General features: G+C 65.7%; 13 protein-coding genes and 3 tRNA genes. 4 read left to right on the top strand and 12 right to left on the bottom strand.

The genetic code is table 11. The annotated features are described in order from the left end of the window. The 8 genes from CEY09_RS32570 to hisN all read right to left on the bottom strand — a co-directional run. Window positions 1-184, bottom strand: a 184-nt coding sequence (locus tag CEY09_RS32570; RefSeq protein ID WP_234818343.1) for a GTP-binding protein, incomplete at its 3' end; no start/stop codon positions are given. Next, window positions 175-249 (bottom strand) — tRNA-Thr (locus CEY09_RS19455). The genes CEY09_RS32570 and CEY09_RS19455, both read right to left, overlap by 10 nt. A 12-nt stretch (window positions 250-261) precedes the next feature. Next, window positions 262-335: transfer RNA gene (locus CEY09_RS19450), tRNA-Gly, on the bottom strand. A gap of 144 nt (window positions 336-479) precedes the next feature. After that, window positions 480-566 (bottom strand) — tRNA-Tyr (locus CEY09_RS19445). A 112-nt stretch (window positions 567-678) separates the two neighbouring features. Then, the gene (locus CEY09_RS19440; RefSeq protein ID WP_088589912.1) at window positions 679-1842 is read right to left on the bottom strand and encodes an iron-containing alcohol dehydrogenase; all 1164 of its coding nucleotides are present in this window, start codon (window positions 1840-1842) and stop codon (window positions 679-681) included. A 24-nt stretch (window positions 1843-1866) separates the two neighbouring features. Beyond that, a complete protein-coding gene (locus CEY09_RS19435; protein ID WP_088589911.1) occupies window positions 1867-3255 on the bottom strand; it encodes an aldehyde dehydrogenase family protein in 1389 nt (462 codons plus the stop codon). A 29-nt stretch (window positions 3256-3284) separates the two neighbouring features. Further along, on the bottom strand, window positions 3285-4670 hold the full coding sequence (locus tag CEY09_RS19430; RefSeq protein ID WP_088589910.1) for a glutamine synthetase family protein: 1386 nt from the start codon (window positions 4668-4670) through the stop codon (window positions 3285-3287). Between the two features lie 58 nt (window positions 4671-4728). Further along, complete coding sequence (hisN, locus tag CEY09_RS19425; RefSeq protein ID WP_088589909.1) at window positions 4729-5535, bottom strand: histidinol-phosphatase; 807 nt, start codon at window positions 5533-5535, stop codon at window positions 4729-4731. Between the two features lie 149 nt (window positions 5536-5684). Here hisN and CEY09_RS19420 point away from each other — a divergent pair, with 149 nt between their 5' ends. The 4 genes from CEY09_RS19420 to CEY09_RS19405 are packed head-to-tail and all read left to right on the top strand — an operon-like array spanning window position 5685 to window position 10235. Further along, complete coding sequence (locus tag CEY09_RS19420) at window positions 5685-6695, top strand: ABC transporter substrate-binding protein (RefSeq protein WP_208625070.1); 1011 nt, start codon at window positions 5685-5687, stop codon at window positions 6693-6695. 48 nt (window positions 6696-6743) lie between these two features. Further along, the gene (locus CEY09_RS19415) at window positions 6744-7751 is read left to right on the top strand and encodes an ABC transporter ATP-binding protein (protein WP_088589907.1); all 1008 of its coding nucleotides are present in this window, start codon (window positions 6744-6746) and stop codon (window positions 7749-7751) included. A 22-nt stretch (window positions 7752-7773) separates the two neighbouring features. After that, window positions 7774-9456, top strand: coding sequence for an ABC transporter permease subunit (locus CEY09_RS19410; RefSeq protein ID WP_088589906.1), 1683 nt, complete (start codon window positions 7774-7776; stop codon window positions 9454-9456). A 17-nt stretch (window positions 9457-9473) separates the two neighbouring features. Next, window positions 9474-10235, top strand: a complete 762-nt coding sequence (locus tag CEY09_RS19405; RefSeq protein WP_088589905.1) for a DeoR/GlpR family DNA-binding transcription regulator — start codon at window positions 9474-9476, stop codon at window positions 10233-10235. A 27-nt stretch (window positions 10236-10262) separates the two neighbouring features. On the opposite strand, the gene CEY09_RS19400 is transcribed toward CEY09_RS19405, so the two are convergent. From CEY09_RS19400 to CEY09_RS19385, 4 genes are all read right to left on the bottom strand, one after another. Further along, window positions 10263-11264: a Bug family tripartite tricarboxylate transporter substrate binding protein gene (locus CEY09_RS19400; RefSeq protein WP_088589904.1), complete on the bottom strand. Its 1002-nt coding sequence runs from the start codon at window positions 11262-11264 to the stop codon at window positions 10263-10265. Window positions 11265-11459: 195 nt separating this feature from the next. Next, window positions 11460-13058, bottom strand: coding sequence for a rhodanese-like domain-containing protein (locus CEY09_RS19395; protein WP_088589903.1), 1599 nt, complete (start codon window positions 13056-13058; stop codon window positions 11460-11462). Continuing rightward, a complete protein-coding gene (gene metC, locus CEY09_RS19390; RefSeq protein ID WP_088589902.1) occupies window positions 13055-14245 on the bottom strand; it encodes a cystathionine beta-lyase in 1191 nt (396 codons plus the stop codon). The genes CEY09_RS19395 and metC overlap by 4 nt, the downstream gene beginning before the upstream one ends. A 2-nt stretch (window positions 14246-14247) precedes the next feature. Then, window positions 14248-14835: a cysteine dioxygenase family protein gene (locus tag CEY09_RS19385; RefSeq protein ID WP_088589901.1), complete on the bottom strand. Its 588-nt coding sequence runs from the start codon at window positions 14833-14835 to the stop codon at window positions 14248-14250. Between the last annotated feature and the right edge of the window lie 15 nt (window positions 14836-14850).

The raw sequence follows: 14850 nt of genomic DNA, 5'->3' as shown, positions 1-14850 counted from the left end.
ACTTGTTCGACAGAACGGTCGTGATAGCTGCCGTCAACGTCGTTTTGCCGTGGTCAACGTGACCAATCGTACCCACGTTCACGTGCGGCTTGGTACGTTCAAACTTGCCTTTTGCCATGGCTGACTCCTGACCTGGATTGCGCTTCAGACTGAAGAAAAGAACTTGGAAATTTGTGGTGCCCATGGCGCGGATCGAACGCGCGACCTCTCCCTTACCAAGGGAGTGCTCTACCACTGAGCCACATGGGCATTTAAAAATCTTGGAGCGGGTGAAGGGAATCGAACCCTCGTCGTAAGCTTGGAAGGCTTCTGCTCTACCATTGAGCTACACCCGCGGCATACCCATCACCTTCTCTTTCCCAAACCTTTCAAAATCAAGGCCTGGGGAACCTTACAACCTTCTTTGCGAAGGTCGCCCAGTTCCCTAGGCCTAATTTTAAAATCCAGGCAGACATCGCCTGGATTCAGAGTTGGGTCTCTGGTGGAGGAGATTGGATTCGAACCAATGTAGGCGCAAGGCCAACAGATTTACAGTCTGCCCCCTTTAACCACTCGGGCACCCCTCCAGCGGAGAACTTGAGATTATGAACACTTTCGAATCCGGTGTCAAACCCTTCGGATGAAAATATTCAAAACTTTCGTTCAACCACACGCGTTTCCGCGCAGAGGGGGCGAAGCTTACAGGTTTCCGCGAATTGATGCACGCAAAAGTTGTGAATAGTCGTCGGCCGTGAAAATAATGGGGTTGGTTCCCCCTGAAGGATCCTCGCTGGCCATGCGCCCCACCCGCTCGGCCTGGCCCTCGTCGATGCCAATTTCGGCCAGGGTATGGGGAATGCCCACGGCCTCGCGCAGATGCAGCACCCAGTCCAGGACCGCCCCGGGGCCCGTGGCGGGCAAATCCAGGTAACGGGCCAGCGCCTCGAGCCGGGGTGCCACCGCGTGCTGGTTGGCTTTCAGCACATACGGCATCAGGATCGCGTTCAGCATGCCGTGATGCGCGTCGTACAGCGCACCCAGCGGATGCGCCAGCGCGTGCATAGCGCCTAACCCGCGCTGGAAGGCCGTGGCGCCCATGCTTGAAGCCACGAGCATCTGTTGACGGGCTTGCAGGTCGCTGCCATCGGCCACGGCTGGCGGGAGATATTCCTTTACCAGGCGCATGCCTTCGATGGCGATGCCGGCTGCCATCGGATGAAAGAACGGCGAACAGTAGGCTTCCAGGTTGTGCGACAGCGCGTCCATGCCGGTTGCCGCAGTGATCTTCGGCGGCAGCCCCACCGTCAGCTCCGGGTCCAGGATGACGATGGCCGGCAACATGCGCGCATGGAAGATGATGCGCTTGACCTGTGCGGCCTCGTCCGTGATGACCGACGCGCGGCCCACTTCGGACCCGGTGCCCGCCGTGGTGGGTACCGCGACCACAGGCGCCATGCCGCCGACGTTCACGCGCTGATAGTTGTCGCCGATATCCTCGAAGTCCCACAGCGGCCGCTTCTGGCCCACCATCAGCGCAATCGCCTTGGCTGCGTCCAGCGCCGAGCCGCCACCGAAAGCGATGACGCCGTCATGCCTGCCCTGCTTGTACGCCGCCACGCCGTCTTCGACATTGCGGCCCGTCGGGTTGCCCTTGACCTCGTGGAAGAGGCCGCACTCCAGGCCTGCCTGGCGGCAGGCGCGCACGGCGTCGCTCACCATCGGCAATGCGGCAAGGCCGGGATCCGTGACGAGCAAGGGCCGCCGCATGCCGAGTTCGGCGCACCAATCGGCAAGCTCCTTGACGCGGCCGGGACCCGCCTTGATGGCGGTGGGAAAGTTCCAGTTGACGCTTGGCACAGTCATGATTCGATTCCTGAAGGCGTCGGGTCAGACGCTGCGAAGATGAAAAGATTTGGCTTGCGTGAGCTGTTCGTAGCCGACGACCGACAAGGACACGCCGCGCCCCGTGTTCTTGACACCCGTCCAGGCCAGCGCGGGGTCCAGGTAGTCGCAACGGTTCATGAAGAAGGTGCCCGTGCGCACTTGCCGGCCCAGCGCCAACGCGGCGTCTTCGTCCTGCGTGAAGACCGCGGCCGTCAGTCCGTAGGGGCTGTCGTTCATCAACGCGACGGCCTCACCGTCAGTATCGACCGGCATGATGCCGACAACCGGACCGAAGCATTCGTCGTTCATGACGCGCATGCGATGGTTTACTCGCGTCAGCAATGCGGGCGCGACATAAGGCGAGCTTTCACTCGCATTATCGAAATGCGAGGGATCAATCAGGTTTTGGGCGCCGGCCGCTACGGATTCGGCGATGACTTCGCGGATATCCGCCGCCGCGCGCGCACGAACGACGGGACCTAACGTCGTATCGGCGTGCAGCGGATTGCCCAGTACGTAACCGTTCGTCAGGGCAACGGCGCGTTCGACGAACTCGTCGTACAGCGGCCGTGCGACGTAGATGCGTTGGATGCCGCAGCAGGATTGGCCCGAATTGAAGAAGGCGCCATCGACCAGGGTGTCGACCGCGTGGTCCAACTTGGCGTCGGCACGCACATAGGCCGGATCGTTGCCGCCCAGCTCCAGGCCTACGCCGATAAAGCGCCCCGCCGCGCTTTCCTCGACGATGCGTCCGCCGCGCACCGATCCGGTAAACGACACGTAGCCGATCTCGGGTGCGCGGATCAGCCGCTGGACTGTGTCGTGGTTGGCATGCAGGTACTGGAACACGCCCTTGGGCGCACCGGCGTCGCGGAATGCGCGTTCAAGCAGCTCGGCGCACAAGGGGGTCTGGTCGGAGTGCTTCAGGATGACGGTGTTGCCGGCCATCAAGGCCGGGACGATGCTGTTCACGGCCGTCAGCAGCGGGTAGTTCCACGGCGCGACGGTCAGGGAAACGCCGATGGGCTCACGGCTGATGAAGCGAGTGAAGCCCGCCTGGTCGGGCACGCGGATGGGCGCCAGCGCCGCGTCGGCGATCGAGATCATATGGCGCGCACGCGCTTCAAAGCCAGCGACTTCGGCCGGCGTGTAGCGCAAGGGGCGTCCCATCTGGATCGTGATGGCCCGCGCGATCTCGTCCTTGGCCGCGACGAAACGGTCGACCGCCGCCGACACGATGCGCCCCCGTTCGCCCACGCCCAGCGCCTGCCAGGCGGCTTGCGCGGATTGAGCCTGGGCCAGTGCCTGGGCGATCTGCGCTTCGCTGGCATAGGCGCGGCGCACGACCTCGCGCCCGTCGATGGGACTGATGGTGATGAGTTCCTGGGTCATGGTGGCCCTATGCAAGCAGTTGGACGGAATCAGATGATTTCGAAATAACGCGCCAGCTCCCAGTCGGTCACGTGGCGCCGGAACTGGCGTTCTTCCCACTCGCGGGTCGCGGCGTAGTGCTCTACGAACGGGTCGCCGAACAGGTGGCGGGCCGCCTCGGATTCGCGCAGACGCTGCGCGGCCTCCCATAAGGTGGTGGGCAGGTGCAGATGCGCTGGAAATTTCTGGGTGTAGGCGTTGCCTTGCACCATGGGTTCGGGTTTGAGCCCTTGCTCGATGCCGTACAGGCCCGAGGCCAGCGCGGCTGACAGCGCCAGGTAGGGATTGGCGTCTGCGGAGCCGATGCGCACTTCGACGCGCTGCGATTTGTCGCTGCCCGGGATGAGGCGCAGCGCGGTGGTGCGGTTTTCCATGCCCCAGGTGGCGTCCAGCGGCGCCCAATAGCCGGGCACCAGACGCGAATAGCTGTTGATCGTCTGCGCGTACAGCGCCATGAACTCGGGCAGGTAGCGCTGCACGCCCGCCATGAAGGACGTCTGCGCCGCGCTCATGCCGTGCGGTTGGGATTCGTCGTAGAACGCCGAACGGCCGCTTTTCTTCTCGCGCAGCGACAGGTGGATATGGCCGCTTTGGCCAGGATGGTCGTGCGACCATTTGGCCATGAAGGTGGCCATCAGCCCGTTTTGCTGCGCCAACGCCTTGGTGAAGGTCTTGAAGAGGAAAGCCTTGTCGCCGGCGGCGGCCTCCTGGTCCACCGCGATGGCCGCTTCCAGCACGCCCGGCCCCGTTTCGGTATGCAGGCCTTCAATGGGCATGTCCATGCGTTCGCACATGCCCAGCAGCTTGCGGTAGAAGTCGCCCTCGACCGTGCTGCGCAGCATGGAATAGCCGAAGTTGCCCGGCGTCCAGTTTTCCATGTTGCGATAGTTTTTCGCGCGCACCGAATGCGGCGTTTCGCGGAACATGAAGAACTCGTACTCCAGCGCCGCGTAGACGTCGTAGCCCATGCCTGCGGCCCGGTCCAGCGTGCGGTGCAGCAGCCGGCGCGGACAGATGGCGCCCGCGTCGCCCTCGAATTCCGCCAGGAACAGCAGCATGTCTTCGCCGCCGGGCCCCTGCTCAAGCGGCAACCGGCGCCCGGTCTGCGGCACGATGCGCAACTTGGCGTCGGGGTAGGCGGTGTGCCAGCCGGTGTACTTGGTGTTGTCGTAGAGCTGGTCATCGAGGTCCCAGCCGAACACCACGTCGCAGAACGCCAGGCCGGAACGCAGCGCGCCCAGGAACTTGTCGCGCCGCAGGTACTTGCCCAGCATGACGCCGTCGACGTCGGACAAGCCCACCTTGATATGCGAGAGCGGGCTGGCTTGCACCAGCCGCTCTGCGTCTTCCACCGTTGCTACCCCTAGTGCATGCATGCTCTTTCACCTTTGTGGCTGAAGCGTTGCGTTGACCTGCGGGCGGGCGGCGCGGCGTTCAGGTCATGGCCGCCCCCAGCACCCGCATCGCCTGGCGATGCAGCTGCGGCGTGGCGGCCGCGACGACGCGGCCCTGGGATTCGAGGCTGAGCGGCTGCCCCGACCAATCGGTTATGACGCCGCCCGCGCCTTCGATCACGGGCATCAGCGCCAGGTAGTCATAGGGTTGCAGGCCGGCCTCGACCACCAGGTCGACGTGGCCGCTGGCCAGCAGTCCATAGCTGTAGCAATCGCCTCCGTAGCGGCGCATGCGCGCTGCATCCGTCAAGGCGTCGAAGGCGGCCAGCTCGGCGCCTTCGAAGATGTCGGGCGACGTGGCGTACAGGATGGCGTTGCGAAGCTCGGTACAGCCGCTGGCCTGGCAGATCTCGCCGTTCAGCCGTGCCGGGGAATCGGCCGCGCCGATCCAGCGTTCCTGCAGCATGGGGATATCGATCAGGCCCAGCACGGGCCGGCCCCGGTGAAGCAGCGCCAGCAAGGTGCCCCACAAGGGGTTGCCCGAAATGAACGCGCGCGTGCCGTCGATGGGGTCCAGCGACCAGACGAGGTCGGCCTCGGTGTGCAAGGCGCCGAACTCTTCGCCGAAGATGCCGTGCTGGGGGTAGTGCTGCGCGATGGCCTCGCGCAGCGCGGCCTCGACTTCGCGGTCGGCCTGCGTGACTGGGCTTTCGTCCGCCTTGGTATCGATGGACAGCGGGTGCCGGAACCATTTGCGAGACAAGGGCCGGACGCGGTCCGCGAGGGTTTGGGCGAACGAGGAATATTCGGCCAATTGCTGCGCCGGCAGCGCGGCGGAGGTTTGCATCACAGTGCTCCCAGGGGTTTTTCCAGTCTAGACACGTTGCCCCAAATTTGCAAATATACCTAAAACTGCAACCTGACCCTTATCCAGGAAGGTCGCCGTCCGCATCAGTAGCTCACACCGTTGCCGCGTATTCCCACCGGAGTCCCATCATGCAATGTATGAAGAAGCTTAGCGTTGTGGTTGCAGTAATTTCCCTAAGTTATGCACAGGCTGCCCAGGCCGGGCCCATCACGGTCTACACCGCGCTGGAGGAAGACGAGATCGCGGCGTACCTGAAGGCGGCCAACGCGGCCATGCCGGACGTGAAGGTCAACGTGCTGCGCCTGTCGACCGGCGACCTGGGCGCCCGGCTGATTGCCGAGGCCGCGAACCCGCAGCAGGATGTGATCTGGGGCTTTGCCGTCAGCAACATGCTGGACCCGCGCCTGCAGAACCTGCTGGAGCCCTACGCGGCCAAGGGCATCGACTCCCTGCCCGCCCAGTACAAGGGCGCGGACAACAAGTGGTTCGCCGCCACCGGCTACGTCGCCGCCTTCTGTGTGAACACCGACCGGCTGAAATCCAAGAACCTGCCCATGCCCACCTCGTGGGAAGACCTGACCAACCCCGCCTACAAGGGCGAGATCGTCATTCCCAGCCCCGCCGCCTCGGGCACGGGTTACCTGCAGATCGTCGCGCTGCTGCAGGGCCTGGGCAAGGAAAAAGGGTGGGCGCTGCTGAAGGACCTGGACAAGAACGTGGCGCAGTACACGCCGTCAGGGTCCCGCCCCTGCAAGATGGCGCGCGCCGGCGAATACGCGATTGGCGTCTCGTTCGCCTTCCCCGCCATGCAGTCGATCGAGGAAGGCTACCCCGTCAAGATGGTGATCCCCAAGCAATGGGTGGGGTACGAGCTTGAGGCCTCGGGCCTGATGAAGACGGCCAAGAACCCCGCGGACGCCAAGCGCTTCCTGGATTGGACGCTGTCGGCGCAGGCGGGGGGCCTCTACAGCAAATACAAGGAACTGGTCACCCTGCCCGGCGCCGCCCCCAACAAGGCGGCCGAGGCCGCGGGTCTGCCCAAGGACCTGACCGCCGTGCTGTATCCGGTGGACTTCCAGAAGTCCGCGGCCGAGCGCGACGCCACGATCAAGACCTGGCAAGACACCATCAAGCGTTGAGGCTGGCGCGGCGGGCCTGGCCCGCCGTCACAGCGTCCGGGAGACGCCATGTATCTGGAACTGCGCGGGATACGGAAAACCTTCGACGCGTCGGTGGCGCTGGAGGACATCGACCTGTCGGTCGGCGAACACGAATTCGTCTGCCTGCTTGGCCCCAGCGGTTGCGGCAAGACGACCTTGCTGCGCATCGTGGCGGGCCTGTTGCCTTTCGACCGCGGCACCATCACCCTGGGCGGGCGCGACCTGAGCGGATTGCCGGCCCGCAAGCGCGGATTCGGCATCGTGTTCCAGTCGTACTCGCTGTTTCCCAACATGACGGTGGCCGAGAACGTGGGCTATGGCCTGCGCATCCGCGGCGAGTCGCGGGACCGCATTGCTGCACGCGTGGCCGACCTGCTGACGCTGATCAAGCTGCCCGACTATGCGTCGCGCTATCCGCATCAGCTGTCCGGCGGGCAGCAGCAGCGCGTGGCGCTGGCGCGCGCGCTGGCCGTGGACCCGGCGCTGATCCTGCTGGACGAACCGTTGTCGGCGTTGGATGCGCGCGTGCGCACCGATATGCGTGCCGAAATCCATGAGGTGCAGCGCCGGCTGAAGATCCCCACGATCATGGTCACGCACGACCAGGAGGAAGCGCTGACGCTGGCCGACAAGATCGTTTGCATGAACGATGGGCGGATCGAACAGGTGGGATCGCCGTCCGACCTGTACCTGCGGCCCCGCACGCGCTTCGTGGCCAACTTCGTGGGCTTGAGCAATCTGCTGCCCACCGATTGGGTGCGCGAGGCCATGCCCCATCTGATGGCGACACGCCCCGAAGGCGCCAGCGAACGCTATGAGGCCTGCCTGCGCCCGGAAAACCTGCGCATCGCTGCCGACGCGCAAGGGGCGGGGCGCGTGCAGGACATGACCTTCATGGGCAATCTGACGCGCTTGCGTATCGCGTGGCTGGGACGCGAGCTGGTAGTGGAACAGCACGGCGCGGCAGGCCTGTCGCGCGGCGCCCCAGTGCGGCTGGACATGGAACCCGGGCAATGCGCCTGGGTCAGCGTATGAGCGGCGCGCGTAGGGCCTGCCGATGAGCACGCTGGATGCGGGCGCGGCCGTGGCGGCGCCCGCCGGGCGCGCCCCCTGGTCGGCCGACCGGCTGCTGCTGTGGACCTGCGTGGCGGTTCCGCTCGCGGGCCTGGCGCTGTTCTTCCTGTACCCCTTGGCCACCGTGGCGTGGCGCAGCCTCGTAGAAAAGGACGGTTCGATCGGGCTGGGCAACTATGCCGAAGTGTTCGCCACCCGCGGCATCCTGACCGCCACCGTCAACAGCCTCGCGATGAGCGCCGCGACCACCGTCGTCAGTATCTTGCTGGGATTCGCCATCGCCTATGGCCTGGACCGCAGTTGCATGCGCGGCAAGGCGATCGTGCGGTTGGCGCTGGTGCTGCCGTTGCTGGCGCCGTCGCTGGTGCAAGGCCTGGGGCTGATCTTCATCCTGGGGCGCAACGGGCTGGTGCACCGGTGGACGGGCTGGGAGATCGACATCTACGGCTTCTGGGGGCTGCTGATCTCGAACGTGTTCTACGCCCTGCCCCAGGCCGTGCTGATCCTGCAGGCCGCGTTGCGCAACATGGACGCCCGCTACTACGACGCAGCCGAAGTCATGGGCGCCTCGGGCACGCGGCAGTTCTTCGACATCACCCTGCCCAACTGCAAGTTCGGCTTGCTGAGCGCCGCCTTCGTGGTGTTCGTCATCACCATCACCGACTTCGGCAACGCGGCGGTGATCGGCGGCAATTACCGCGTGCTGGCCACGGAGATCTACAGCCAGGTGTCTGGCCAGATGAATTTCGGGATGGGCTCGGTGGTGGGCATCCTGCTGCTCTTGCCGTCGTTGATTTCGGTGCAGATCGAACGCGTGGCCTCGCAGCGCCAGTTCGGGTCGGCGTCGCCCAGCGGCCTGCGGGTGGCACCCCAGCCTGCGCGGGCGCGCGATGCGGCGTTCGGCATTGGCGTGCTGCTGGCCTGCGGCACGATCATCCTGACGGTAGCGACTGTGGTGTTCGCCAGCTTCATGCGGTTGTGGCCGTACCGCATGGAATGGACGCTCAAGCACTACGACATCACCGTCAGCGGCGGCTACACGCCCCTGTGGACTTCGCTGTACCTGTCGCTGGCCGCGGCCGGCGGCGGCGTGCTGCTGCTGTTCTTCCTGTGCTTTGGCGTGTGCCGCATCGGACGGGGCTGGGCCAAGATCGTGTATCTGCTTTCCGTGCTGCCCGTCGGGGTGCCGGGCCTGGTGCTGGGGCTGTCCTACATCTTCGCGTTCAATGCGCCCGGCACGCCCTTATATGCGCTGTACGGCAGCGCGGCGCTGATCGCCCTGTGCAACTTCTACCACTATCACACGCAAGGTTTCCTGACGATGATGACGGGGATGCGCGCGGTGCCGCAGGCCCTGGAGGAAGCCGTGAGCTGCCTGGGCGGAGGCACGGTGCAGGTGCTGCGCGATGCGGTCCTGCCGCTGATCGCGCCCACCGTGCTGGGCGTGTTCTTCTTCCTGTTCATGCGGTCGATGGTGACGCTGTCCGCGGTGATATTCCTGGTGACGCCCACCGTCAGCGTGGCGCCGGTATCGGTGCTGCGGTTGGACGAGGCCGGGTTCGTTTCGCAGGCCGCGGCGTATTCCACGCTTATCATGCTGGTCGTTGGAGGCTCTCTGCTGGCCATGCGCGCGTTGATCGCCGGTGCGGCGCGGCGGCGGAGATAGATTAGGAAGCATCGGATATGTGGCAAGAAGAGCGGTATCAGAGAATCCGCGCCCTGCTGTCGTCATTGCAGCAGGTATCGACCGACCGCATCGTCGGCGAACTCGGTGTGTCGCGCGAGACCGTCCGGCGCGATCTGCTTGAGCTGGAGGCGATGGGCGAATTGCGCCGCGTGCACGGCGGCGCCGTGCCGGTACATAGCGAACCGCCGATCGCCGAGCGCGTGCACACGCGCGTCAAATACAAGCGCGCCATCGCGCGCGCGGCGGCCGGCCTCGTGGCGAGCGGACAGACCTTGTTCCTGGACGCGGGCAGCACCACCAGCGTGCTGGCGGACGAACTGGCCAAGCTGTCCGGCCTGACCATCATCACGAATTCGTTCGATGTCGCGCTGAAAGTGGGTGCGGCGGGCAATGGCGCCAACCAGCTGATCATGCTGGGCGGCGCGGTGGGCGGCCCGGTCTGCGCCACCGCCGGCGACATCACCATCGCGGAGATCCACCGCTACCGCGCCGACCTGGCGTTGCTGTCGCCAGTCGGCGTGGATGCGGAGTGCGGCGCCACCAATTACGACCTGCGCGAGGCCGAAGTGGCGCGCGCGATGACGGCCAACGCCAAGCAGCTGGTGCTGTTGGCCGACTTCAGCAAGATCGGCCTGTGCAGCCGCGTGTCGTTTTGCGGCGCGGACCGCATCGGCCATCTGGTGACCAACACCAGCGCGCAGAAGTCCCCCGCCTTTGCGGCCCTGAAGAGCGCCGTCGGCAACGTGCTGGCGGTGTAGGCCGGCGCCCCCGCCGGCCGGGACGCATCAGTCGAGCGACACCCCTGCGGTCTTCACCATGTCCGCCCAGTACACCGTGTCTTCCTGCAGGCGCGTCTTGAACGCGTCGGGCTGGCTGCCCACCGGCCAGCTGCCGCCGCTGTTGATCTTGGCGATCACATTGGGCGACTTCATGGCCTGGGCCACGGCCTGCGCCAGGTAGGCGACGCGCTCGGGCGGCGTGCCGGCGGGCGCGAACAGGCCATACCAGTCGTCGGCGGTAATGCCGTCCAGGCCGCTTTGCTTGAGCGTGGGCGCGCCCTTGAAGACGCCGATGCTGTTTTCATGGCTCAGGGCCAGAATGCGCAACTTGCCCGCCGTCACCATCGGTTCGGCCGATGCGGGAGAGGTGATCAGCATATCCACCGTGCCGCCCATCAGATCGGTAATGGCCGGCGCGGCGCCGCGGTACGGCACGTGCACCAAGTTCACGCCCGCCTTTTTCGACACGAGCGCGCCCATCAGATGGCTCATGGTGCCGTTGCCCGGCGTGGCGTAGGTGACGATGCCCGGCTGCTTGCGCGCGGCCTCCAGATAGTCGCCCAGCGTCTTGTACGGGCTTTCCGTACGCGCCACCAGCACGAGCGGCGCGGACGTGATCTGCGAGATCGGCGTGAAGTCCTTGACCGGATCGAAGCCCACGTTCTTGTACAGGCGCGGGTTGACGGCCATGACGCTGGTCTGCGACATCACGAGGGTATAGCCGTCCGGCTTGGCGCGCGACACCTGCGCGGTGCCGACGTTGCCGCCCGCCCCCGAGCGGTTTTCCACCACGACACTCTGGCCGACGATGGCGCCCAGTTCCTGCGCGATCAGCCGCGCCACGCCATCGTTGCCGCCCCCGGGCGGGAACGGCGAAACCACGGTGATGGCCTGTTTGGGATAGTCGGCGGGCGCCTTCAACGTCTGGGCGCTTGCGCTGGCGCTCCCCATCAAACCGGCAATCGCCAGAGCGGCCGTCCCGCAAGCGTGCAATGCATGGTGCTTCATCTGAATTTCCCCTTGTGTCGGCGGCCGGATACTCGGCCGTCCTTTGCATTCCGGTTCGCCATGAACCGTCCGCACCCCGTCGGCACGTGCCGACGGGGCGTATTGATCGGGTTGATGCGTCTGTCGTCGCGCCACACGGCCTCTGCGGGCCGCGTTGGCGCTTGCGCCCTTGACGGGCGGGGTCAATGCGCGGCGTCAGCCGGCCGGAAAGCGGTAGCCCGCCAGTTCACGTTCGTCGATCTGCTTGACCAGATTGGTCTCCCAGGACAGGTACTGCCGGGCAGCCGCCTTGTTGCCGTCGTGGCGGTCATGCACGAAGAAGAGGTAATCGATGCACTCGCTGTCGGCCGGCACGGCGGGCGTGGATTCCAGGGGAATGCCCGCTGCCGACCAACTGGCGGGCGTGCCCGTGTTGACCTGGATATCCGTCACGCCCTGCGCGCGCAGGTCTTCGGCGGCCCACGCGGCCACGGCGGCCTCTTCGGCCAGCAGGATGACGGGGCGGGTGGAATCCAGGTCCAGGCGGTCCAGGCGCGGGCGGATCGACCACGCAGCGCCCGTGATGTGGCTGGCGCGATAGCGCATGCCCGGGCGCAGGTCGACGGCCTGCGCGCCTTGCGCCAACGCGGCGGCCAGCCCGGCATCGGACAGCGCAGGGAGGGCGGGCGTGTGCGCAGCCGTCACGTCGTTCGTCAACGGGGCGCGCACGCCCTCTTGCAGCACGCACGCGTCCCAACCCATTTGCCGCAGCCAGCTGGCGACCACGGGCGCGCGCACGCCTTCGGCGTCGAACACGACGATGCGGGCGCCACGCACGGCCAGGTATTGGTCGGTGGCCTGCACCAGTTGACCGCCCGGTGTGTGCTGCGCGCCGGGCAAGGAGCCCGCGGCGAATTCCTCGGCGCTGCGCACATCGCACAGGAAGGTGCTGCGCGATCCATCCTGCAACCAGGCCTGCACGGTGCCGGCATCAACCACCGGCACGCCGTGGCGTTCGCCCAGTTGCGCCGAGCGGGCGGCCAGCGCCGGCAACTCGTCGGCCGCGACGCCGTCGTCATAGCGGCGGCGCGCGCCGTGCTCCAGTTGCAGGTCTTCCAGGTACCAGCCTTGCGTGCCGTTCTCCAGCGCATAGACAGGGTTGGGCACGCCCAGGTTGATCAGGGTCTGCGCGCCGATAATGCTGCGCGTGCGGCCCGCGCAGTTGATGACGATCGTGGTGTTGGGGTCCTTGGCCAGCGTGTGGGCGCGCAGCGCCAGTTCGCCGTTCGGGCAGCAGATGCCGCCGGGAATGCTCATCTTCTGGTATTCGGCGTAGGGTCGGCCGTCCAGGACGATCAGATCGTCGCCGCGCCGCTGGCGTTCTGCGAGTTCGCGGGCGCCGATGCGCGGCGTATGGAAAACTTCTTCGGCCAATTCGCCGAACGTCTTGCTGGGCACGTTCACGCCGGCAAACGCGGCGTAGCCGTCCTGCTGCCACTGGGCGATGCCGCCAGCCAGGCGATGCACATGGCGATAGCCCAGCGCTGCCAATGCGCGGGTGGCGCGTTCGGCGGTGGTATCGCCGCCGCCGTTGTCATACACCACCACGCGTACGTCGCGTCGCGGCGCCAGGCGCACGATGTCGATCTCGAGCCTGCTGTAGGGCACGGGCGCGGCATAGAACAGGTGCGCCTCGCCGTATTGACCGTGTTCGCGCACATCCAGCAAGGCGATCTCGCGGCCGTCGTGCAGCCATTGCTTGAGCGTGTGCGAGTCGACGTCTGCGGCGGAAGGGGCGGAATGGGGATGCATCATGAAATCCGGAGAGAACGGGGGGATTGGGTAAGTGCGGACAAGCCTTGTTCAAGGTCGCCGATCAGGTCTTCGGGATCTTCCAGGCCGATATGCAGGCGCAGCATGGCGCCGCGCGGGGTCGGGTCCGGCAGCGAGCGCGTGTTCAGCTGCACCGGAATCACCAGGCTTTCGAAGCCGCCCCACGACGCGCCGATGCCGAACAGGCGCAGACTGTCGATCAGCCGCTCGGCATCCGCCGTATCGAACGCGTCAGCCAGCTCGACCGTCAACAGGCCATTGGCGCCCGTGCAATCGCGCTGCCAGCGCGCGTGCGACGGATCGCCGGGCAAGGCGGGGCATAGAACACGCGCAATCTCGGGACGGCCCTGCAGCCATTGCGCCACCCGCAACGCATGGCGGGCGTGCTGCGCCATGCGCAGCGGCAACGAACGCATGCCGCGCAGCACCAGGAATGCGTCGTCGGCCCCGACCGTCTGGCCAAAATCGATGGAAGCGCGTTCCAGTGCCCGCCAGGCGCGGCGGTTGACGACGGCGGCGCCCATCATCACATCGGCATGGCCGCCCAGGTATTTGGTTGCCGCCAGCAGGGAGATATCGGCGCCCAAAGTCAGCGGTTTGTATATCAAACCCGACGCCCACGTGTTATCCACAGCCAGCCAGCAATCGTGTTTTTTCGCAGCTGTGGATAACTCGGTGAGGTCCGGCATGTCGTACGTCAGCGACCCGGGCGACTCCGCATAGATCATGCGGGTGTTGGGCCGGATCAGGGCTTCGATGCCGGCGCCGTCGGGCCGGTAGAACGTATATTCGATTCCCATCCGCGTCAGATGCTCGACGCAAAAGCGACGTACCGGTTCATACACGGCATCGGTCACCAGAACATGGTCGCCGGTCCGCAGATACGCCAGCAGCACTGTCGCGATGGCGGCCTGGCCGGTGGGATAAAGCGCCGCGCGATAGCCCTGTTCCAGCTCGACCAGCGCATCTTCGAGCGCATGCGTGCTGTCGGTGCCGCGCGCGCCGTAGGACGGCAGGCGTTCCTGTTCGCGGCGTTCCCGCGTGTCGCGCCAAGCGGCGACGCTGTCGAAGACATAGGTGCTGGCGCGCGTGACGGGGGTGTTCACCCATCCTTGATGGGGACGCCCTGCGCGCAGCAAACGCGTTGCGGACCGGTAGGGCTTGTTCATGTTCAGCGGCGGGTCTTCACGCCGATCGGCATGATCTTGCAGGTGCCGGCTTCCAGGTCGAAGCCCAGGCGTTCGTTCAGCGTTTCCAGCGCACGGCCATACATGTGCAGGTGACGGATGACGCTGTCGCCCTGGATCTCGACGGCGTGGATGTCGTCGGGCATCAAGGCGATGCCGGCGCCAGGGCCGACCACGACCGTGCCCGTCTTCGCCAGGCGGCCCACGCCCGGCACCGAACCGTCGTCGGTGCGGTCATAGACATAGTTGTATTCCACGCCTTCCACGGCAGCGATACAGGCCCAGGTCGTGTGGTTATGCGGCACGATCTTGTTGCCGGGACGCATGACGTTCAGATAGAGGGCATAGCTCTTGTCGTCGTCTTCGGCGATCAGGTAGCGCGCCTGGCGCTCACCGTCTTCCGGAGCGGCGTATCGATCACCCGCCCACCAGTCGGTGTGGCTGGCCAAGCCCACGAGCTCTTGCAGCACCTCATCCAGGCTGTCGCGGTTCAGCCCCTTATTTCCTACAGTTTTTTTAATATTTCCGATGGCGGCATCGATGCCGGCCTGATGGGGATGCGCGGTGCTCACTTTGTCTTTTCCTCT

The sequence above is a fragment of the Achromobacter marplatensis genome, from assembly GCF_002209535.1.
Taxonomy (GTDB): domain Bacteria; phylum Pseudomonadota; class Gammaproteobacteria; order Burkholderiales; family Burkholderiaceae_B; genus Achromobacter; species Achromobacter marplatensis.
Note: the sequence above shows the minus strand (reverse complement) of the source record. Positions and strands in the feature narration are given on the sequence as shown.